Origin of the sequence: Enterobacter sp. MGH 33 (genome assembly GCF_000534535.1) — a bacterium.
Classification (GTDB): domain Bacteria; phylum Pseudomonadota; class Gammaproteobacteria; order Enterobacterales; family Enterobacteriaceae; genus Enterobacter; species Enterobacter hormaechei_C.
Genome location: NZ_KI973212.1, coordinates 1,660,370 through 1,680,743, shown reverse-complemented (window position 1 = coordinate 1,680,743; position 20,374 = coordinate 1,660,370). Strand labels below are relative to the sequence as shown.

Below are 20,374 nucleotides of genomic sequence, written 5' to 3'. Positions count from 1 at the left end.
CGCGTCATGCAAAACATTGCTTCCAAATGCTAAAACGACACGTTACAACGCTGGGTGGCTCGGGATTGCAGGGTGTTCCGGAGACCTGGCGGCAGTATAGGCCGTTCACAAAATCATTACAATTAACCTACATACAGTTTGTTGGGTTTTCTCTGGAACAGTGATCGGGGTCACGATAACAACATCTTTTTAATTTTTAATCATCTGATTTGACAAATGTTAAACAATATTGTTACAAACGTCATCAGAAAAGGCATATAATGCGCAAAAGTTATGAGGTCTCTCTTTCACCTGACAAATAGTTATGTAACAGTGTGATGGTATTGACCGAAGTTATCAGGACAGTTATTAGTGATATACAGGTTTGAATAATTCGGACTGCAAAAACGCTGATTTGCTGTTGTTTCACTGATATTTCATTCGTTTACCTGCAAGGCGCCATAGCTCTGTACCCTGGTTTCTCCTCGTGAGCTGAGCGGTAAGCCAAATAACAATCTGGTAACGATGATTAACAGCTGAAAGCAAATCCGGTAAAGCGCAGTCTTAAGCATAAGGCGCTAAGGAGACCGTAAATGGCTGATACAAAGGCAAAACTCACCCTAAATGGTGATGATGCTATTGAACTGGATGTGCTAAAAGGCACGCTCGGTCAGGATGTTATTGATATCCGTACGCTGGGTTCCAAAGGGGTATTCACCTTTGACCCTGGATTCACCTCCACCGCATCTTGCGAATCCAAAATCACCTACATTGACGGTGACGAAGGTATCCTGCTCCATCGCGGCTTCCCCATCGATCAGTTAGCCACCGAATCCAACTATCTGGAAGTGTGCTACATCCTGCTGAACGGCGAAAAACCGACGCAGGCCCAGTACGATGAATTTAAAACCACCGTGACCCGTCACACCATGATCCATGAGCAGATTACCCGTCTGTTCCATGCGTTCCGTCGTGACTCTCATCCGATGGCGGTCATGTGCGGTATTACCGGTGCGCTGGCGGCGTTCTACCACGATTCTCTGGACGTGAATAACCCACGTCACCGTGATATCGCGGCGTTCCGTCTGCTGTCTAAAATGCCTACCATGGCGGCGATGTGTTACAAATACTCTATCGGTCAGCCGTTTGTGTACCCACGCAACGACCTCTCCTACGCGGGTAACTTCCTGCGTATGATGTTCTCCACGCCGTGCGAAGAGTACGAAGTGAACCCGGTGCTGGAACGCGCGATGGACCGTATTCTGATCCTGCACGCTGACCACGAACAAAACGCCTCGACCTCTACCGTCCGTACCGCGGGCTCTTCCGGCGCGAACCCGTTCGCCTGTATCGCTGCGGGCATCGCCTCCCTGTGGGGACCGGCGCACGGCGGCGCGAACGAAGCGGCACTGAAGATGCTGGAAGAGATCAGCTCCGTTGAGCACATTCCTGAGTTCGTGCGCCGCGCGAAAGACAAGAATGACTCCTTCCGTCTGATGGGCTTCGGTCACCGTGTTTACAAAAACTACGACCCGCGCGCGACCGTCATGCGTGAGACCTGCCACGAAGTGCTGAAAGAGCTGGGCACCAAAGATGATCTGCTGGAAGTGGCGATGGAGCTGGAACACATCGCGCTGAACGACCCGTACTTCATCGAGAAGAAACTCTACCCGAACGTCGATTTCTACTCTGGCATTATTCTGAAAGCGATGGGCATTCCGTCTTCCATGTTCACCGTAATCTTCGCCATGGCGCGTACCGTGGGCTGGATTGCGCACTGGAACGAAATGCACAGCGAAGGCATGAAAATCGCGCGTCCTCGTCAGCTGTATACCGGCTACGAGCAGCGTGATTTTAAGTCTGACATTAAGCGCTAAAAAACACGCCCGGCGGCGCTTCGCTTGCCGGGCCTACAAGTGCGAGATGTAGGCCGGGTAAGGCGTAGCCACCACCCGGCTTTTTTACATCTGGCACCCAGGGCACCAGTAAAACGGTCTGGAAGAGATGGTCGCCTTCTCAATCACCCCGCCACACCGCTCGCACTTTTTACCCGCCCGATGAAACACCCTGAAGCGGAACAGCGCCCCGTGATGCTTGTTCTCATCCATCACGCCGCGCGTGTTGTACGACAGCCGTGGAATATCCAGTAACGCGTGCGACAGCGCCTCCAGCTGTTCATCGCTCAGCTGCGACGCTTTGTGCTGCGGCGCCAGCCCCACTTCCCAGAGGATCTCCACCCGCAGGTAGTTTCCCAGCCCCGCCAGAAATGCCTGATCGAGCAACAGCCCGGAAAACTGCCGGTTGCGGAATGTGGGGGATAACAACCGGGCTTTCACATCGCTTGCCGTCAGACGCATGTCGAGCACGTCCGGCCCGACCCGCTGTAAGAACGGATGCGTCAGCAGTTGCTCCGGCGTTAACATTTCGATATCAGAGGCGCTGTAGAGCAGGATCGCCTTATCCGCCGTTTGTAGCCGCACGCGCAGCACGCGGGTCGTTTGCGGCTGCTCGTCCGCCTCCACCACCCGCCAGACACCGTAAAGCTGATTATGGCTGTATAACGTCAGGTTATGGGAAAAGTGGGTGAGTAACGCCTTGCCGCGCGTTTCAATGTGGGTCACCGTCTGCCCCACCAGCTGCGATTCAAACGGCTTGAGTTGAGGAAAGGCAAACCAGACGTGTTTCAGAGGTTTGCCCTTTATCGCCGCCTCCAGGCTATCCGCCGCGCGGCGGATCTCCGGACCTTCTGGCATGTTATTGTCCTTTCATGATTATTCTGCGCTGACAACAATGCCCTCTTCCGAGAACGCCGCCCGCAGGCGTCGCGCAAACTGGAGCGCATGCTCGCCGTCACCGTGCAAGCACACCGTATCAGCCTGAACGTTTGCCGTTGTACCCTCCGTTGAGGTTACTCGCCCGAAGCGCACCATCTCCAGCGTCTGCGCCAGTGCTTTACCTTCGTCGGTGATCAGCGCACCGGCCTGCGTACGCGGAACCAGACTACCGTCCGGCAGGTATCCCCGATCGGCAAACACTTCCTGCCGCGTAGTCAGCCCCAGCCGTTCTCCGGCACGAATAAGCTCGCTGCCCGCCAGGCCTACCAGAATCAGTTGCGGATTACAGTCCCGCACCGCACGGGCAATGGCATCCGCCAACACCGGATCTTTCGCCGCCTGGTTATAGAGCATGCCGTGCGGCTTGACGTGGCGCAACACGCCATTCTCAGCGCGCACTATCGCCTCCAGCGCGCCGATCTGGTAGAGCATTTGCGCGTAAACCGTCTCAGGCGGCAGATCCATCGCTGTGCGACCAAAGTTTTCCCGGTCGGGAAAGCTGGGGTGAGCGCCAATCGCCACGCCGTTTTTCATGGCATTGCGCACGCTTGCCAGCATGGTCTGCGCATCGCCGGCATGAAACCCGCAGGCGATATTCACCGAGGAGACCAGCGTCATCAGCGCCGCATCGGCGTTGCTGCCCTCCCCCAGATCGGCGTTTAAATCAATCTTTACCATCGAGCCTCCACGCCAGCTGTTCGAGATAACGCTGCTGATCCTGCCGGGCTTTCAGCGCCTCCTCCAGCGAACACTGCACAAAATGAATGGGCTGACCGAGAGGAATTTGCGCCAGATGGTAGCGATCCGCTTCGATAATGCAGGCAATACGCGGATATCCCCCCGTGGTTTGCGCATCGTTCATCAGTACGATGGGCTGCCCGTTGCCCGGCACCTGAATCACCCCGGGCAACAGACCATGGGAAAGCAGCTCCCGGTCAGTCGTGCGGATCAGCGGCTGCCCCTGAAGCCGGTAACCCATGCGGTTACTCTGCGGGCTGATCTTCCACGGCGAGCGCCAGAAAGACTCTTTCGCGGCTTCATCAAACTCATGGTATTCCGGTCCTGGTAAGGCGCGGATCACGTTCCCCCACAGCAGCTGTTTCACGCCCTGCGTGGTGGTGAAATGGCGCGTTGAGGTCTTTATTCGCAGACGATCGCCGTCACGCAGCAGCCGTCCTTCATGGCCGCCCATTCCCGCTTTCTGGTCGGTGCTGGATGAGCCCAACACCTCCGGCACGTCGATCCCCCCCGCCACCGCAAGATAGCTGCGCACGCCGTGCAGAGGACGCTTGAGCGTCAGACGCTGCCCGGCCTTCGCCCGCAGGCGCCAGCCGGTCCACACCGCTTTGCCGTCCAGCGTCGCATCACAGCCCGCGCCGGTTAAGGCAAACCAGGTTTCCTGACCAAACTCAATCACGCACTGACCCAGCGTAATTTCTAACGCCGCCGTGCTGCCTGCGTTACCTACCAGCAGGTTGGCAATCTCCAGCGAAGGGCGATCGAGCGCACCGCAGTAGCTCACGCCCGACTGACGCAGCCCAAAACGCCCGGCATCCTGTACCGAGGTGTAAAGCCCTGCGCGAATAAGCGTTAACATACCCCCTCCTTCTGCGGGATAAAGCGCAGGGTATCCCCCGGACGCAGGAGTATGGGCGCATCCTGGCCTGGTTCAAATAACGGCGTGGACGTGTGCCCAATCAGCTGCCAGCCTCCCGGTGAGGCGAGCGGATAAATTCCCGTTTGCTCGCCACCAATCGCCACGCTGCCCGCCGGTACGCTCAGGCGCGGCTCAGCCCGGCGCGGCGTATGCAGCTGGGGCGATAAGCCGCCCAGATAGGGGAAACCCGGCTGAAATCCCAAAAACCAGACAACATAGTCGACTGAGCTATGCAGCTCCACAACCTGCTTCTCCGTTAATCCACAGTGTTCGGCCACCACGCCAAGGTCGGGGCCTCCCTTGCCGCCATAGACAACCGGGATCTCAATCGTCCGCGATTCCGGCTCCAGCGCCTCGCTCTCCTCCCACCAGCGTTGCAGACGCTCAATGGCATCCAGCGCCCCCGTGTGCGGATCACGCAGCACCACGGTGATATTATTCATACCCGGAATAGCTTCAACCACGCCGGGTAGCTCGGGCAGTCGCTGAGCCAGACGCCAGATACGCTTTTGCGTGGCAAGCGTCACCGGAGGCTCAAGCTCCAGAACTACTGCGGTTTCACCCAGAAGATAACAACGCGCTCGCTGCACTTAACTACCTCTCATCAGGCCGGATTAGGGATATCAATAAACGTCACATCCAGATCGGTATTTTCCGTCAGCCACTCGCTGAGGGCGCGGATGCCGCCACGCTCGGTGGCGTGATGGCCCGCCGCGTAAAAATGCAGGCCTTGTTCACGGGCTGAGTGAATGGTCTGCTCGGAGACTTCGCCGGTAATGAAGGCGTCGACACCAAAACGCGCCGCGCTGTCAATAAAGCCCTGGCCGCCGCCGGTGCACCATGCCACGCGCTTCACGGTATCCGGCCCGGTGTCGCCGCACCACAGCGGACGACGCCCCAGGCGCGCTTCGATCCACGAAGCCAGCTCCAGACCCGGAACCGGCATCGACAGTTCGCCCCACGGCACCAGAGGTTCAATTTCACCCATCACGGTAATCCCCAGCAGCTGCGCAAGCTGAACGTTATTTCCCAGTTCAGGATGCGCATCGAGCGGCAGGTGATAGCCGTACAGATTGATGTCATTCGCCAGCAGCGTTTTAAGTCGGTTGCGCTTCATGCCGCGAATAATCGGTGATTCGTTTTTCCAGAAATAACCGTGGTGGACAATCACCGCATCGGCTTCCTGACGCACCGCCTCATCCAGCAGCGCCTGGCTTGCCGTTACGCCGGTGATGATTTTTTGCACCGCCTCGCGCCCCTCCACCTGCAAGCCATTCGGCCCGTAGTCGCTAAACGAAGCCGTGTTGAGTTTTTCGTTAATCAGGCGTTCCAGTTCACTGTTTTTCATCATCATTCTCTCAAACTTTTCGGGCGGCTTCGTACGCCGCCAGCGTGGCGACGCGCGCCTGTTTATGGTCGACAATGGGACGGGGATAGTTCAGGGTAACACGCTGTTTATCCGCCCATACCCAGGGTTCATGAATGGCTTTGGCCGGGACATCATTAAGCTCCGGCAGCCAGCGACGGATAAACTCGCCGTCGGCGTCAAATCGTTGTCCCTGCGTGGTCGGATTGAAGATCCGAAAATAGGGAGCCGCATCCGTTCCGGTGGAGGCCGCCCACTGCCAGCCACCGTTATTCGCCGCCAGATCGCCATCGATCAGCTGAGAGATAAAATAACGCTCTCCGGTTCGCCAGTCGATAAGCAGATCCTTCACCAGGAAGCTGGCGGTAATCATACGCAGACGGTTATGCATCCACCCGGTTTCATTGAGCTGCCGCATAGCCGCATCAACAATCGGGAAGCCGGTGAGCCCACACTGCCATGCTTTAAGCAGCTTCTCATTCGACTGCCACTGTACCTGTTCGGTCCAACGAATAAAGGGCCGATGTTTACACAAATCAGGATGATACGTCATCAGATGGCGATAAAACTCACGCCAGATCAGTTCGTTCAGCCACACTGCGCCCGCCCCCCCTTCTAAGGCCTGAGGCTGTTCCGCCAGCAGGCGATGTAAACACTGGCGCGGAGAGAGCGCCCCCAGCGCTAAACAGGCCGACAAGCGGCTGGTGCCTTCAGTCGCTGGAAAATCCCGACGCGCCTCGTACTCCGCCGCCCCCTGCGTGCAGAACTGACGCAACCGGTCAATAGCTGCTTTCTCACTGGCGGGGAATACCGTTTCATCGAACGACTGCTGGGGATAATTCAGCCTGATCGCCGGCAGATCCGTTATCGTTTCCCCTCTCACGGTCGGGGCGGTAACGCACTCAGGTAGTCCCTCTTTCAGGCGTTTGATAAAGGCATTTTTAAACGGCGTGAAAACTTTATACATTTCGTGGCTACCGGTCATTGCGCTGCCCGGCGCGAGCATCACGCTGTCATCAAAGCCTTCACAGACCACGCCCGCAAGGGTTTTCTCCAGCTGACGATCCCGCTGTTGCTCGTTGAATTCATACTGATAGTTGTAATAAAGATGCGTTACTGCGTGCTGCTGGCAGATTGCCTGCACCGTCTGGCGCTGCGCGGCAAAATCATGGGCCTCTTTATAGATCAGCGGAATGCCTTTTTCAGCCAGTGAATGTTGCAGGTCATTCAGATACGCGCTGAGTAGTGCCGCTTGCCGGGGCGCCATGTCGTGCTGCCGCCACTGTTCAGGCGTGGCGATAAACAGGGCCAGCACATTCGCGTCTTTAGCGCGGCAGGCCGCCGCGAGAGCGAAGTTGTCGTGAATGCGTAAATCCGCGCGAAACCAAACCAGATGGGTGGGCATAAAACTCCAGGCAATTGTCCATTATGTCCGTAAGGGCATGCCGTAAAAGGAAAAAGGCATGCATTGAACTACTTTGCCATGAAGTGTAGACGGGATGAAATAAAAAAGGCCGCCCGAGGCGGCCTTAACGCTACTTGTCCTGCGCTATCAGGGTAAAGGCAATAAACACATCCGGTTTATCACTCTTTACAACGAGTGCGCTGGCGACAATGAACGCGATGCATAAATAGCGTTTCACTATGCGGTCCCTGCTGCTAACCGCTCCACCTATCACCACCGGTGATAAATCGGTGGACACAAGCTCTGTGTGGAGCCTGACTCACGGTTGTGGTAACACCTTTCCCGGGACCGGTGCCCATTTGCGAGATGGCGGAAAGGGACGCTGCATAGTAGGCATCACGTGAGCAAAACGTCATCCATTGAACCTGTTTTTAAGAATTTATTTAGGAGTGAAGCGTTTGCTTATTAAACCAGCAGAAGTATGCTTGTAAGCCTCTGTGTGAGAGCTTGAAAACTACCCAACGGACCGCGAATCCCGAGGGACAAAAAAACCGCCACATTGCTGTAGGCGGTTTTTTTATGGCTACGATGTCACACCGTATCAGTAGAAATCGCAGGTCGCTTTCTCGGCCTGATCCATCCACACCGGCTTCTCGCTGGTTTTCGCCCAGACGCGGTGCAGGTAACTGTAGAAACGTGCGCGATCTTTCCAGAACAGCATCACCGGCAGGGCCAGCACGCCAGCCACTACGGCGAAAGTGCGACGCATGAAAATGATATGAGCCGGAAACTCTTTATAAAGATCCATAATTTTCTCCCCTGTAGTTGGCCGGAAACCGTCTCCGGAAAATGTGAAATCTGTGACCTGGTTAAAATAATACCGCTTTGTTTGTAATTTTACTACTCATCCGACCACTTATTTTCATTCATTTCGTGAATATTTACATTCCCGCCTGTAATTAAGTTACAAAAAAGTTAACGATTTACTTACCAATAGTTAAATTGTGGTCTTTCCCTTTTTATACTTTTTTTACACCTGCCCTTCTGATTTTTGCGAAATCTTTGCGCCATAAATCCTACCGTTTGTACAACAACAAAAGTCACCCGGAGGTGGATTGTGAGTGCAGGTCTGATTGCCGGCATCGTGCTGGTGTTCCTGTTATTGGGTTATCTGATTTATGCCCTGATTAATGCGGAGGCATTCTGATGGCTGCTCAGGCGTTTTTGCTTATTGCCAGCTTTTTACTGGTGCTGTTTGTGCTCGCCAGGCCGCTGGGAACAGCGCTGGCGCGTCTGATAAACAACGTGCCATTGCCGGGCACGCGAAATATTGAAAACGTGCTCTGGCGCATTTCAGGTATCAGCGATCGGGAAATGAACTGGCGCCAGTACCTAATGGCGATACTGCTTCTGAATATCCTGGGGCTTATTGCCCTCTTTACGCTGCTGATGCTCCAGGGCAGTCTGCCGTTGAACCCGCAGCAGTTACCGGGTTTATCCTGGCATCTGGCGCTGAACACGGCGGTCAGCTTTGTCACCAACACCAACTGGCAGTCTTACGCTGGTGAAACCACGCTCAGCTACTTCAGCCAGATGGCCGGGTTAACCGTGCAAAACTTTCTTTCTGCGGCCAGCGGTATCGCGGTGATCTTCGCCCTGACGCGCGCGTTTGCCCGTCAGAATGTCAGCACCCTCGGCAACGCCTGGGTTGATGTCACGCGCATCACCCTTTGGATCCTGGTGCCTGTTGCGCTGATTATTGCCCTGTTCTTTATTCAGCAAGGCACTCTGCAAAACCTGCTGCCTTATACCCCTTACACCTCGCTTGAAGGGGCCAGGGAACTCCTTCCTATGGGGCCGGTGGCGTCGCAGGAAGCGATCAAGATGCTGGGCACCAACGGCGGCGGCTTCTTCAACGCCAACTCATCGCATCCGTTTGAAAACCCAACGGCATTAACCAATTTTGTACAGATGCTGGCGATCTTCCTGATCCCCGCCGCGCTCTGCTTCGCCTTTGGCGATGTGGTTAACGATCGCCGCCAGGGACGTACGCTGCTGTGGGCGATGTCGTTGATCTTCGTGGTCTGCGTAGCACTGGTGATGTGGGCCGAATGGAACGGCAACAGCCACTTCATGCTGCTGGGGGCTAACAGCAATATCAACCTGGAAGGCAAAGAGAGCCGCTTCGGCATTCTTGCCAGCAGCCTCTATGCGGTGGTCACCACGGCAGCCTCCTGCGGGGCAGTGAACGCCATGCACGACTCTTTTACCGCGCTCGGCGGCATGATCCCGATGTGGCTGATGCAGATTGGCGAGGTAGTTTTCGGTGGGGTCGGTTCGGGGCTGTACGGCATGCTGTTGTTCGTTCTGCTCGCCGTGTTTATCGCCGGGCTAATGATCGGTCGCACGCCGGAGTATCTCGGCAAAAAAATCGACGTCCGCGAAATGAAATTAACCGCGCTGGCAATTCTGGTCACCCCCACCCTTGTGCTGCTCGGTACCGCGCTGGCGCTGATGACCGACGCCGGGCGCAACGGCATCTTTAACCCAGGCATTCACGGCTTTAGCGAAGTGCTTTACGCCGTTTCGTCTGCCGCCAACAACAACGGCAGCGCCTTTGCAGGATTAAGCGCCAACTCGCCGTTCTGGAACTGTTTGCTGGCGTTCTGCATGTTCATCGGACGTTTCGGCGTGATTATTCCCGTCATGGCGATCGCTGGAACACTGGTGAATAAGAAGATCCAGCCGACCACCACCGGTACGTTACCGACTCACGGCGCGCTGTTCGTCGGCCTGCTGATTGGCACCGTTTTGCTGGTGGGTGCCCTGACCTTTATCCCCGCCCTCGCGTTAGGCCCGGTTGCGGAATATCTCTCTTTACGCTGATTTTGCGGAGAATTTGTCATGAGTCGTAAACAACTGGCCCTGCTCGAACCGACGTTAGTTCGTCAGGCCCTCATGGATGCGGTAAAAAAACTGAGCCCGCGCGTGCAGTGGCACAACCCGGTGATGTTTATTGTCTGGACTGGAAGTTTACTCACCACCGCACTGGCGATTGCCATGGGAACGGGACACCTTTCAGGGAATGCAACCTTTACCGCCGCCATCAGCCTGTGGCTGTGGTTTACCGTGCTGTTCGCCAACTTCGCCGAAGCGTTAGCGGAAGGCCGCAGTAAGGCACAGGCCAACAGCCTGAAAGGGGTAAAAAAGACCGCCTTTGCGCGTAAATTACGCGAACCTAAATACGGCGCGCAGATGGACCACGTTCCGGCGGATGAACTGCGCAAAGGTGACGTGGTGCTGGTGGAAGCTGGCGACATCATCCCCTGCGACGGTGAGGTTATTGAGGGCGGCGCGTCGGTAGACGAAAGCGCCATTACCGGGGAATCCGCACCGGTGATCCGTGAGTCGGGCGGAGATTTCGCCTCAGTTACCGGCGGAACGCGCATTCTTTCCGACTGGCTGGTGATCCAGTGCAGCGTTAACCCGGGCGAAACCTTTCTCGACCGGATGATCGCCATGGTGGAAGGCGCACAGCGTCGTAAAACGCCGAACGAGATCGCCCTGACCATTCTGCTGGTGGCGCTCACCATTGTTTTCCTGCTGGCAACGGCGACCCTGTGGCCTTTCTCCGCCTACGGCGGTACAGCGGTTAGCATCACCGTACTGATCGCCCTGCTCGTCTGTCTGATCCCCACCACTATCGGCGGCCTGCTTTCCGCGATTGGCGTGGCGGGGATGAGCCGGATGCTGGGCGCGAACGTCATCGCCACCAGCGGACGCGCCGTTGAAGCGGCGGGTGACGTAGACGTGCTGCTGCTGGATAAAACCGGGACCATCACCCTGGGCAATCGTCAGGCCTCTGACTTTCTACCTGCTCCCGGCGTGGATGAAAAAACGCTGGCTGACGCGGCGCAGCTTTCCTCGCTGGCCGATGAAACGCCGGAAGGCCGCAGTATCGTGATCCTCGCCAAGCAGCGCTTTAACCTGCGCCAGCGCGACGTTCAGAGCCTGCACGCCACGTTCGTGCCCTTCACAGCGCAAACCCGAATGAGCGGAATTAACATTCAGGACCGGATGATCCGTAAAGGGTCCGTTGATGCCATTCGCCGTCATATTGAAGCCAATAATGGACACTTCCCCCCGGAAGTCGACAACCTGGTGGAAAGCGTGGCGCGTCAGGGAGCAACCCCGCTGGTGGTGGCGGAAGGTGCAAGCGTTCTGGGGGTTATCGCCCTGAAGGATATCGTTAAAGGCGGTATTAAAGAGCGTTTCGCCCAGATGCGTAAGATGGGCATTAAAACAGTGATGATCACCGGGGATAACCGTCTGACTGCGGCGGCCATTGCCGCCGAAGCGGGCGTGGATGATTTCCTTTCCGAAGCGACGCCGGAAGCGAAGCTGGCACTCATTCGCCAGTATCAGGCGGAAGGCCGTCTGGTGGCGATGACCGGCGACGGCACCAACGACGCCCCAGCGCTGGCGCAGGCCGACGTGGCGGTGGCGATGAACTCCGGTACCCAGGCGGCAAAAGAGGCGGGCAACATGGTGGATCTCGACTCGAACCCGACCAAGCTGATCGAAGTGGTACATATCGGGAAGCAGATGCTGATGACGCGCGGCTCGCTGACCACGTTCAGTATCGCCAACGACGTGGCGAAGTATTTCGCCATCATTCCGGCGGCTTTTGCGGCAACCTACCCGCAGCTGAATGCCCTGAACGTGATGCACCTGCACTCTCCGGCCTCGGCCATTTTGAGCGCGGTGATCTTCAACGCGCTGATTATTGTCTTTCTTATTCCGCTGGCGCTAAAAGGGGTGAGCTATAAGCCGCTGACGGCCGCCGCCATGCTGCGCCGTAACCTGTGGATTTACGGTCTGGGTGGGCTAGTGGTGCCCTTTATTGGGATCAAGGTTATCGACATGCTGTTAACGCTGTTCGGGCTGGTTTAAAAGGTGGATCCAATGACGATGTTACGTCCCGCTATACTGTTGTTTATTCTGCTGTCTCTGATTACCGGCGGGCTTTACCCGCTGATGACTACCGCGCTGGGCCAGTGGTGGTTTAAAGATCAGGCCAACGGCTCGCTGATTATCCAGAACGGTGAAAACCGCGGCTCGCGTCTGATTGGGCAGAACTTTACGGACCCGCGCTACTTCCAGGGACGCCCTTCCGCCACTGCGGAAAGCCCGTATAATCCAATGGCCTCCGGCGGCAGCAATCTGGCTGGCAGTAATCCTGACCTGGACAAAGCCGTTGCTGAACGCGTTGCCGCCCTGCGCGCCGCGAATCCGCAGGCCAGCCGTGAGGTGCCGGTTGAGCTGATCACCGCTTCCGCGAGCGGGCTGGATTACAGCCTGACGCCGGATGCGGTGGTGTGGCAGATCCCACGCGTGGCAGCCGCCCGTCAGCTGACCGTCGAGCAGGTGAGCCAGCTGGTCGCAGAACATACGCAAAAGCCGCTGGTCAGCTTCATCGGCATGCCGATAGTGAACATTGTTGAGCTGAATCTGGCGCTGGACGCGCTAAGGAAGAACTAAATGACCGACGAGCCCATGCGCCCGGATCCGGACAAGCTGCTTGAACAGACGGCTGAAGCCCACCGCGGCAAGCTGAAAATTTTCTTCGGCGCCTGCGCGGGCGTCGGGAAAACCTTCGCCATGCTGACGGAAGCCCAGCGGCTTCGGGCGCAGGGGCTTGACATTCTCATCGGCGTGGTGGAAACCCACGGCCGCAAAGAGACGGCTGCGCTGCTGACGGGGCTGGCGACGCAGCCGCCCCAGCGTATCAGCCATCGCGGGCGGCTGGTCACGGAGTTTGATCTTGATGCCGCCCTCGCCCGCCGCCCTGCCCTGATCCTGATGGACGAACTGGCGCACAGCAATGCGCCAGGCTCCCGCCATCCGAAGCGCTGGCAGGATGTTGAGGAGCTGCTTGAGGCAGGCATTGACGTCTTCACCACGGTGAATGTTCAGCATCTGGAAAGCCTGAACGACGTAGTGAGCGGCGTAACCGGTATCCAGGTGCGGGAAACCGTCCCCGATCCGTTTTTTGATTCTGCCGATGAAGTCGTACTGGTTGACCTGCCACCGGACGATCTGCGCCAGCGCCTGCACGAAGGCAAAGTGTATATTGCCGGCCAGGCCGAACGCGCCATCGAACATTTTTTCCGCAAAGGAAACCTGATTGCCCTGCGCGAGCTGGCCCTGCGCCGCACCGCCGATCGCGTTGATGACCAGATGCGCGCCTGGCGAGACCTACAGGGACAAGAGCGCGTCTGGCACACGCGGGACGCCATTCTGTTATGCATTGGTCACGGCAGCGGCAACGAAAAACTGGTTCGCACCGCCGCCCGGCTGGCAGCGAAATTTGGCAGCGTCTGGCACGCGGTCTACGTCGAAACGCCGCAGCTGCATGGTCTGCCAGAAAATCAGCGTCGCGCCATTTTGAGCGCGCTGCGGCTGGCGCAGGAGCTGGGTGCCGAAACCGCCACCCTTTCCGAACCGCAGGAAGATAAAGCCATTCTGCGCTACGCGCGCGAGCACAACCTGGGCAAGATTGTCATTGGTCGTCGACAGCATCGCCGTTGGTTTAGCCGCGAATCTTTTGCCGACAGGCTGGCCCGCCGCGCGCCGGATCTTGATTTAGTCATCGTCGCGCTGGATGACAAGCCCGCCCCTCTGCCCAACCGTACGCCGGATGCTCGCACCTTTGGCGATAAATGGCGCATTCAGATCCGGGGTTGCCTGGTGGCCGTGGTCCTTTGCGCCCTGATTACGGTGATTGCCAGCCAGTGGCTCATCGCCTTCGACGCCGCCAATCTGGTCATGATTTATCTGCTCGGCGTCGTTGTGGTCGCGCTCTTTTATGGCCGCTGGCCGTCGGTGCTGGCAACGGTGATCAACGTCATCAGCTTCGACCTTTTTTTTATCGCTCCGCGCGGGACGCTTGCTGTCTCGGACGTGCAGTACATTCTGACCTTTGCCGTGATGCTTACCGTCGGGCTGGTGATCGGGAATCTGACGGCAGGCGTACGCTACCAGGCACGCATTGCCCGCTATCGCGAGCAGCGCACGCGCCATCTGTATGAAATGTCAAAATCGCTGGCGGTTGGCCGCACGCAGCGGGATATCGTGCAGACCAGCGAGCAGTTTATCCGTTCGACCTTTCATGCCAGTAACCTGATTTTGCTCCCCGACGAACAGGGGCGCCTTCGCCCGCTGACCTCCCCTTCGGGGATGACGCCCTGGGATGAAGCGATTGCCCGCTGGAGTTTCGATAAGGGGTTACCTGCCGGCGCCGGCACCGACACTCTGCCCGGCGTGCCTTACCAGATCCTGCCGCTGCGCAGCGCGGATAAAAATCACGGGCTGGTCATCGTCGAGCCGTCTAACCTGCGTCAGCTGATGATCCCAGAGCAGCAGCGCCTGCTGGAAACCTTCACCCTGCTGGTCGCCAGCGCCCTTGAACGGCTGGCGCTCACCGCCAGCGAAGAGCAGGCGCGGCTGGCAAGCGAGCGCGAAAGTATTCGCAATTCGCTGCTGGCAGCGCTGTCTCACGATTTGCGCACCCCGCTTACCGTGCTGTTTGGCCAGTCCGAAATTCTGACGCTGGATCTGGCGGCGGAAGGATCAAAGCACGCGATGCAGGCCAGCGAAATTCGCCAGCACGTGCTGAATACCACGCGCCTGGTGAACAACCTGCTGGACATGGCGCGCATTCAGTCCGGCGGGTTTAACCTCAAAAAAGAGTGGCTCACCCTTGAGGAGGTTGTCGGCAGTGCGCTGAAGATGCTGGAGCCGGGTCTCGGCGGGCGCCATATTGAGCTGGACATGCCGGAACCCCTGACGTTAATCCATGTGGATGGCCCGCTGTTTGAGCGCGTGCTGATTAATCTGCTGGAAAACGCGGCTAAATACGCCGGGACAAAGGCCCGGCTGGGGATTGCTGCCAGGGTGGATAAACGTGTGCTGCGGCTCGACGTCTGGGATAACGGGCCGGGTATTCCGGCCGGTCAGGAGCGCGCCATATTCGAAAAATTTGCGCGCGGTAATAAGGAATCCGCCATTCCGGGCGTTGGGCTGGGTCTGGCGATCTGCCAGGCGATTGTCGACGTGCATGGTGGCACCATTTCCGCAGAGAACCGCCCGGAAGGTGGGGCACGCTTTTGTGTTACACTTCCTCTTGAAACCCCACCAGAACTTGATGAATTACCAGAGGATTTGTGATTAACGTTCTGATTGTTGAAGATGAGCTCGCTATCAGCCGATTTCTGCGTACCGCGCTGGAAGGCGACGGCTTGCGCGTGCATGAAGCCGGTACGCTTCAACGGGGGTTAATTGAAGCCGCCACCCGCAAGCCAGATCTGGTGATCCTGGATCTGGGACTTCCGGATGGCGACGGCATCGATTTTATTCGTGAGGTGCGTCAGTGGAGCCAGATGCCCATTCTGGTGCTCTCTGCCCGCACCGAAGAGACGGATAAAATCGCCGCGCTGGATGCCGGAGCGGATGATTATCTGATCAAACCGTTTGGCATTGGCGAGTTACAGGCCCGGCTTCGTGTGGCGCTGCGTCGACACAGTGCCACGTCCCCTTCCGATCCGGTGTACGCCTTTGGCGATATCCGCGTCGATCTTGCTGCCCGCCGTATCGTGCGGGGGGAAGAAGAGATCCACCTTACGCCTATCGAATTTCGTCTGCTGGCCGTGCTGCTCAATAACCACGGAAAAGTGTTAACGCAGCGGCAGCTGTTAAGCCAGGTCTGGGGACCGAATGCTGTCGAACATAGTCACTATTTGCGCATTTATATGGGACACCTTCGCCAGAAACTTGAAGCCGATCCTGCGCGTCCTCGTCATTTATTAACAGAAACCGGTATCGGATATCGGTTTATGATCTGAATAAGTATTCACTTTAATTTTAAATAAATAACATACCAGCCTGAATATAGCCATGAAAATAACGATGAGAGTATTTTCATGGCTATATTCGCCTACCTTAAACACAAATAAAACATCAATTTAACACCATACCAACAAAACAGCATTTTGATCTGCGTTATTCACTCAAAACGACTAATTATTTCTGAAATGATCGGTTATTGGTGATCTGTTTCACAGTTAATCCCTTTTTCCTGGATAAAATGACCATGCTTTCAATTACTGAAAGGAAACTGAACATGGAAAACAATAATCGTTTAATGCCCCATATAAGGCGGACAACACATATCATGATGTTTGCCCACCGTAACTGTTTTGACTTTCATCTCTTTAACGCCCGGTAGTCCTTCGACTTCTGGCGCATCTGCTTACAGGTTATCCTGAAAAACGCTATTTTACAGGCTGTTGCCTGTGAACACCTGCGCTCATTCCTTGTGATTCAGATTCTCCGCAACCGGGCGGACTGAATTCTACTCAGCAAAAAAGCAATTAACTGATTTCGTATCAGCGGACACGCTTTGCTTTTTTTTCCGGAAATAATCGATTTCTTTACCGCAAGAAGTCGAGGGCCCCATATTGCCTGAAATAAAGAGATAAAGATGAAAACGTTAAAAATTGCCGTCAGCCGTGCCTGCCCTGAATGCTTTACCACTTCGCGCGACATCGTGGATATCACCGCATCAGATTATATTGATGTGGCAGCCGTGGTTCTGGCCGTCAGCGATATTTTCAATGGCGCCATAGAAGAAATAGAAGCCACGGGATTCGGCATCCCGGTGTTTATTGCCACGCATAAAGAAGAAAGGGTTCCGGCTGAATTTCTGTCGCGTATTCACGGCGTTTTTGAGTACTCCGACACCAGCAATGCGTACTACGGACGCCAGCTTGAAGCGGCTGCGCAGAAGTACGAAACCCAGCTCCGCCCGCCGTTCTTCCGCGCGCTGGTCGATTACGTCCAGCAGGGGAACAGCGCGTTTGACTGCCCCGGACATCAGGGAGGCCAGTTCTTCCGCCGCCATCCGGCCGGAAACCAGTTTGTCGATTTCTTTGGCGAAACGCTTTTCCGCGCCGATCTGTGCAATGCCGACGTGGCAATGGGCGATCTGCTGATCCACGAAGGCGCGCCATGCATCGCCCAGCAGCATGCGGCAAAAGTCTTTAATGCGGATAAAACCTACTTCGTGCTGAACGGCACCTCCTCTTCCAACAAGGTGGTGCTCAATGCCCTGCTCACGCCAGGCGATCTGGTGCTGTTCGATCGCAATAACCATAAATCTAATCACCACGGGGCGCTGTTACAGGCGGGCGCGACGCCGGTGTATCTGGAAACGGCGCGCAACCCGTACGGATTTATCGGCGGTATCGACGCACACTGTTTCGACGAGAGCTACCTGCGGGAGCTGGTGTCAGAGGTCGCGCCTGGCCGTGCGCGGGATGAACGTCCGTTCCGTCTGGCGGTGATCCAGCTGGGCACCTACGACGGTACCATTTATAACGCCCGTCAGGTGGTGGATAAGATTGGTCACCTGTGCGATTACATTCTGTTTGACTCCGCCTGGGTGGGTTACGAGCAGTTTATCCCGATGATGGCCGACTGCTCGCCGCTGCTGCTGGAGCTGAACGAAAACGATCCGGGCATTCTGGTGACCCAGTCGGTGCATAAGCAGCAGGCGGGCTTCTCGCAAACCTCGCAAATCCATAAGAAGGACAGCCACATAAAAGGCCAGCCGCGCTATGTCCCGCATAAACGCCTCAACAACGCCTTTATGATGCACGCCTCCACCAGCCCGTTTTATCCGCTGTTTGCCGCCCTGGATATCAACGCCCGCATGCACGAGGGGCAAAGTGGGCGCAACATGTGGATGGACTGCGTGGTGACGGGTATTGAAGCGCGGAAACTGATCCTTCAGAACTGTCAGTTTATTCGTCCGTTCGTGCCGGAGACGGTGGATGGCCGTCCATGGGAAAGCTGGGATACGGCAGAGATTGCTACCGATCTGCGCTTCTTCCATTTCGTTCCGGGCGAACGCTGGCACGCCTTTGAGGGATATGCCGAGCATCAGTATTTTATCGATCCCTGCAAACTGCTGCTGACTACGCCGGGCATCAACGCCCGCACCGGTGAGTACGATGATTTCGGCGTGCCCGCCACCATCCTCGCCAACTTCCTGCGTGAAAACGGTATCGTGCCGGAAAAATGCGACCTCAATTCCATTCTGTTCCTGCTCACCCCGGCGGAGGACATGGGCAAATTGCAGCAGCTCGTCGCCCAGCTGGTGCGCTTCGAAAAACTGCTCCAGAGCGATGTGCCGCTGAAAGAGGTTCTGCCCTCTCTTTATAAGCAACATCCGGAACGTTATGCGGATTATACCCTGCGTCAGATTTGTCAGGAGATGCATGACCTCTACGCCCGCCATAACGTGAAGCAACTGCAAAAAGAGATGTTCCGCAAGTCTCACTTCCCACGCGTCATGATGAACCCGCAGGAGGCGAACTATGCCTATCTGCGCGGTGAGGTCGAGCTGGTGTCCCTGCGCGACGCGGAAGGACGTATCGCCGCGGAAGGCGCGCTGCCTTACCCACCGGGGGTGTTGTGCGTGGTGCCGGGAGAAGTCTGGGGCGGTTCCGTGCTGCGCTATTTCGCCGCGCTGGAAGACGGGATCAATCTGCTGCCGGGTTTTGCGCCGGAGTTACAGGGGGTTTACGTCGAGGAGTGTGACGGTCGCAAACAGGTGCGCTGCTACGTCATCAAACAACCTGCCGCTCAGCCATCGCTGCTGAAAGGAGAAAAATTATGAGTAAGGCCAACAAGATGGGCGTGGTGCAACTCACTATTCTCACCATGGTGAATATGATGGGTTCGGGGATCATCATGCTCCCCACCAAGCTCGCTGAAGTGGGGACGATTTCGATTATCTCCTGGCTTGTTACCGCCGTGGGTTCGATGGCGCTGGCGTGGGCGTTTGCCAAGTGCGGCATGTTTAGCCGCAAGTCCGGCGGGATGGGTGGCTATGCCGAATATGCGTTTGGTAAGTCCGGTAACTTTATGGCGAACTATACCTATGGCGTGTCGCTGCTGATCGCCAATGTGGCGATTGCCATTTCCGCTGTCGGTTACGGCACAGAGCTGTTTGGCGCGACGCTGACCCCGGTGCAAATTGGGCTGGCGACCATCGGCGTGCTCTGGATCTGCACCGTCGCTAACTTTGGCGGCGCGCGCATCACCGGACAGCTCAGCAGCATCACCGTCTGGGGCGTCATCATCCCGGTTGTCGGCCTGTGCATCATCGGCTGGTTCTGGTTCAGCCCGTCGCTGTACGCCAATTCCTGGAATCCGCATCACGTACCGTTCTTCACCGCCGTGGGATCGTCCATCGCCATGACGCTGTGGGCCTTCCTCGGGCTGGAGTCGGCCTGTGCGAATGCGGAAGTGGTGGAAAACCCGGAGAAAAATGTGCCGATCGCGGTACTCGGCGGGACGCTGGGGGCGGCGGTGATCTATATCGTCTCAACCAACGTGATTGCGGGAATTGTGCCCAACATGGATCTGGCTAACTCCACGGCGCCGTTCGGACTGGCGTTTGCGCAGATGTTTACGCCGGAGGTAGGGAAAGTGATCATGGGACTGATGGTGATGTCCTGCTGCGGCTCGCTGCTGGGCTGGCAGTTCACCATCGCCCAGGTATTCAAATCTTCCGCTGACGAAGGTTATTTCCCGAAAATCTTCTCCCGCGTCACCAAAGCGGATGCACCGGTGCAGGGTATGCTGGCGATTGTCATCTTCCAGAGCGGATTGTCGCTGATGACCATTAGCCCGTCGCTGAACAGCCAGTTTAACGTGCTGGTCAACCTGGCGGTGGTGACGAACATCATTCCGTACATTCTGTCGATGGCGGCGCTGGTGATTATTCAGAAGGTGGCGAAGGTGGATCCGCGCAAAGCCCGGGCGGCCAATATCGTGGCGCTGATTGGGGCGATTTACAGCTTCTATGCGCTCTACTCGTCCGGTCAGGAGGCGATGCTGTATGGGGCGATGGTGACATTCATGGGCTGGACGCTGTACGGTCTGGTGTCGCCGAGATTTGAATTGAAGAACAAACATAGCTAAAAAAAGCCCGGTGGCGCTAACGCTTACCGGGCCTACGATCGCTGTTGTAGGCCGGGCAAACGCAGTGCCGCCCGGCACACAAA

The 20,374-nt window shown here is 56.7% G+C and carries 17 protein-coding genes; 10 read left to right on the top strand and 7 right to left on the bottom strand.

All coding sequences use genetic code 11. From position 1 onward, the window contains the following. Positions 1-572 precede the first annotated feature (572 nt). The gene (locus L379_RS15960) at positions 573-1,856 is read left to right on the top strand and encodes a citrate synthase (protein WP_006809584.1); all 1,284 of its coding nucleotides are present in this window, start codon (positions 573-575) and stop codon (positions 1,854-1,856) included. Between the two features lie 84 nt (positions 1,857-1,940). On the opposite strand, the gene nei is transcribed toward L379_RS15960, so the two are convergent. The 7 genes from nei to L379_RS15995 all read right to left on the bottom strand — a co-directional run bounded on the left by nei (position 1,941) and on the right by L379_RS15995 (position 8,049). Beyond that, positions 1,941-2,732 carry an endonuclease VIII gene (nei, locus tag L379_RS15965; RefSeq protein WP_032652991.1) on the bottom strand — a complete coding sequence of 264 codons (792 nt, stop codon included), beginning with the start codon at positions 2,730-2,732 and terminating at the stop codon, positions 1,941-1,943. A gap of 18 nt (positions 2,733-2,750) precedes the next feature. Next, positions 2,751-3,491: a 5-oxoprolinase subunit PxpA gene (gene pxpA / locus L379_RS15970; RefSeq protein WP_022650616.1), complete on the bottom strand. Its 741-nt coding sequence runs from the start codon at positions 3,489-3,491 to the stop codon at positions 2,751-2,753. Further along, positions 3,478-4,410, bottom strand: a complete 933-nt coding sequence (gene pxpC, locus L379_RS15975; protein WP_032652989.1) for a 5-oxoprolinase subunit PxpC — start codon at positions 4,408-4,410, stop codon at positions 3,478-3,480. Before pxpC ends, pxpA begins: the two co-directional genes overlap by 14 nt. Next, positions 4,404-5,060 (bottom strand): 5-oxoprolinase subunit PxpB, encoded by a 657-nt coding sequence (pxpB, locus tag L379_RS15980; protein WP_003858633.1) that lies wholly within the window; start codon positions 5,058-5,060, stop codon positions 4,404-4,406. Before pxpB ends, pxpC begins: the two co-directional genes overlap by 7 nt. A gap of 14 nt (positions 5,061-5,074) precedes the next feature. Next, complete coding sequence (locus L379_RS15985; protein ID WP_026094364.1) at positions 5,075-5,818, bottom strand: type 2 GTP cyclohydrolase I; 744 nt, start codon at positions 5,816-5,818, stop codon at positions 5,075-5,077. Positions 5,819-5,828: 10 nt separating this feature from the next. Next, complete coding sequence (gene phrB / locus L379_RS15990; protein WP_032652987.1) at positions 5,829-7,241, bottom strand: deoxyribodipyrimidine photo-lyase; 1,413 nt, start codon at positions 7,239-7,241, stop codon at positions 5,829-5,831. 601 nt (positions 7,242-7,842) lie between these two features. After that, positions 7,843-8,049 (bottom strand): YbfA family protein, encoded by a 207-nt coding sequence (locus L379_RS15995; RefSeq protein ID WP_003858637.1) that lies wholly within the window; start codon positions 8,047-8,049, stop codon positions 7,843-7,845. A 309-nt stretch (positions 8,050-8,358) separates the two neighbouring features. Between L379_RS15995 and kdpF the strand changes: the two genes are divergently transcribed. From kdpF to potE, 9 genes are all read left to right on the top strand, one after another. Continuing rightward, positions 8,359-8,448: a K(+)-transporting ATPase subunit F gene (gene kdpF / locus L379_RS24865; protein ID WP_003858638.1), complete on the top strand. Its 90-nt coding sequence runs from the start codon at positions 8,359-8,361 to the stop codon at positions 8,446-8,448. After that, entirely contained in the window at positions 8,448-10,127 is a 1,680-nt protein-coding gene (gene kdpA / locus L379_RS16000; RefSeq protein WP_032652985.1) for a potassium-transporting ATPase subunit KdpA, read from the top strand. Before kdpF ends, kdpA begins: the two co-directional genes overlap by 1 nt. A gap of 18 nt (positions 10,128-10,145) precedes the next feature. Continuing rightward, positions 10,146-12,194 (top strand): potassium-transporting ATPase subunit KdpB, encoded by a 2,049-nt coding sequence (kdpB, locus tag L379_RS16005; RefSeq protein ID WP_032652983.1) that lies wholly within the window; start codon positions 10,146-10,148, stop codon positions 12,192-12,194. 12 nt (positions 12,195-12,206) lie between these two features. Beyond that, positions 12,207-12,782 (top strand): potassium-transporting ATPase subunit KdpC, encoded by a 576-nt coding sequence (gene kdpC, locus L379_RS16010; protein ID WP_032652982.1) that lies wholly within the window; start codon positions 12,207-12,209, stop codon positions 12,780-12,782. Then, the gene (gene kdpD, locus L379_RS16015; RefSeq protein WP_032652980.1) at positions 12,783-15,470 is read left to right on the top strand and encodes a two-component system sensor histidine kinase KdpD; all 2,688 of its coding nucleotides are present in this window, start codon (positions 12,783-12,785) and stop codon (positions 15,468-15,470) included. It begins immediately after the preceding gene. Next, positions 15,467-16,144, top strand: a complete 678-nt coding sequence (gene kdpE, locus L379_RS16020) for a two-component system response regulator KdpE (protein ID WP_003858643.1) — start codon at positions 15,467-15,469, stop codon at positions 16,142-16,144. The genes kdpD and kdpE overlap by 4 nt, the downstream gene beginning before the upstream one ends. 278 nt (positions 16,145-16,422) lie before the next feature. Next, positions 16,423-16,527: a leader peptide SpeFL gene (gene speFL / locus L379_RS25600; protein ID WP_003858645.1), complete on the top strand. Its 105-nt coding sequence runs from the start codon at positions 16,423-16,425 to the stop codon at positions 16,525-16,527. Between the two features lie 255 nt (positions 16,528-16,782). Beyond that, a complete protein-coding gene (gene speF / locus L379_RS16025; protein WP_015571121.1) occupies positions 16,783-18,981 on the top strand; it encodes an ornithine decarboxylase SpeF in 2,199 nt (732 codons plus the stop codon). Further along, the gene (gene potE, locus L379_RS16030; RefSeq protein WP_032652978.1) at positions 18,978-20,291 is read left to right on the top strand and encodes a putrescine-ornithine antiporter; all 1,314 of its coding nucleotides are present in this window, start codon (positions 18,978-18,980) and stop codon (positions 20,289-20,291) included. Before speF ends, potE begins: the two co-directional genes overlap by 4 nt. The last annotated feature ends 83 nt before the right edge of the window (positions 20,292-20,374 follow it).

What these genes read in the sequence shown, in the direction of transcription:
- L379_RS15960 (WP_006809584.1), top strand. Translation starts at nt 573, where the DNA reads ATGGCTGATACAAAGGCAAAACTCACCCTAAATGGTGATGATGCTATT.
- nei (WP_032652991.1), bottom strand. Translation starts at nt 2,732, where the DNA reads ATGCCAGAAGGTCCGGAGATCCGCCGCGCGGCGGATAGCCTGGAGGCG.
- pxpA (WP_022650616.1), bottom strand. Translation starts at nt 3,491, where the DNA reads ATGGTAAAGATTGATTTAAACGCCGATCTGGGGGAGGGCAGCAACGCC.
- pxpC (WP_032652989.1), bottom strand. Translation starts at nt 4,410, where the DNA reads ATGTTAACGCTTATTCGCGCAGGGCTTTACACCTCGGTACAGGATGCC.
- L379_RS15985 (WP_026094364.1), bottom strand. Translation starts at nt 5,818, where the DNA reads ATGAAAAACAGTGAACTGGAACGCCTGATTAACGAAAAACTCAACACG.
- phrB (WP_032652987.1), bottom strand. Translation starts at nt 7,241, where the DNA reads ATGCCCACCCATCTGGTTTGGTTTCGCGCGGATTTACGCATTCACGAC.
- L379_RS15995 (WP_003858637.1), bottom strand. Translation starts at nt 8,049, where the DNA reads ATGGATCTTTATAAAGAGTTTCCGGCTCATATCATTTTCATGCGTCGC.
- kdpA (WP_032652985.1), top strand. Translation starts at nt 8,448, where the DNA reads ATGGCTGCTCAGGCGTTTTTGCTTATTGCCAGCTTTTTACTGGTGCTG.
- kdpB (WP_032652983.1), top strand. Translation starts at nt 10,146, where the DNA reads ATGAGTCGTAAACAACTGGCCCTGCTCGAACCGACGTTAGTTCGTCAG.
- kdpC (WP_032652982.1), top strand. Translation starts at nt 12,207, where the DNA reads ATGACGATGTTACGTCCCGCTATACTGTTGTTTATTCTGCTGTCTCTG.
- kdpD (WP_032652980.1), top strand. Translation starts at nt 12,783, where the DNA reads ATGACCGACGAGCCCATGCGCCCGGATCCGGACAAGCTGCTTGAACAG.
- speFL (WP_003858645.1), top strand. Translation starts at nt 16,423, where the DNA reads ATGGAAAACAATAATCGTTTAATGCCCCATATAAGGCGGACAACACAT.
- speF (WP_015571121.1), top strand. Translation starts at nt 16,783, where the DNA reads ATGAAAACGTTAAAAATTGCCGTCAGCCGTGCCTGCCCTGAATGCTTT.
- potE (WP_032652978.1), top strand. Translation starts at nt 18,978, where the DNA reads ATGAGTAAGGCCAACAAGATGGGCGTGGTGCAACTCACTATTCTCACC.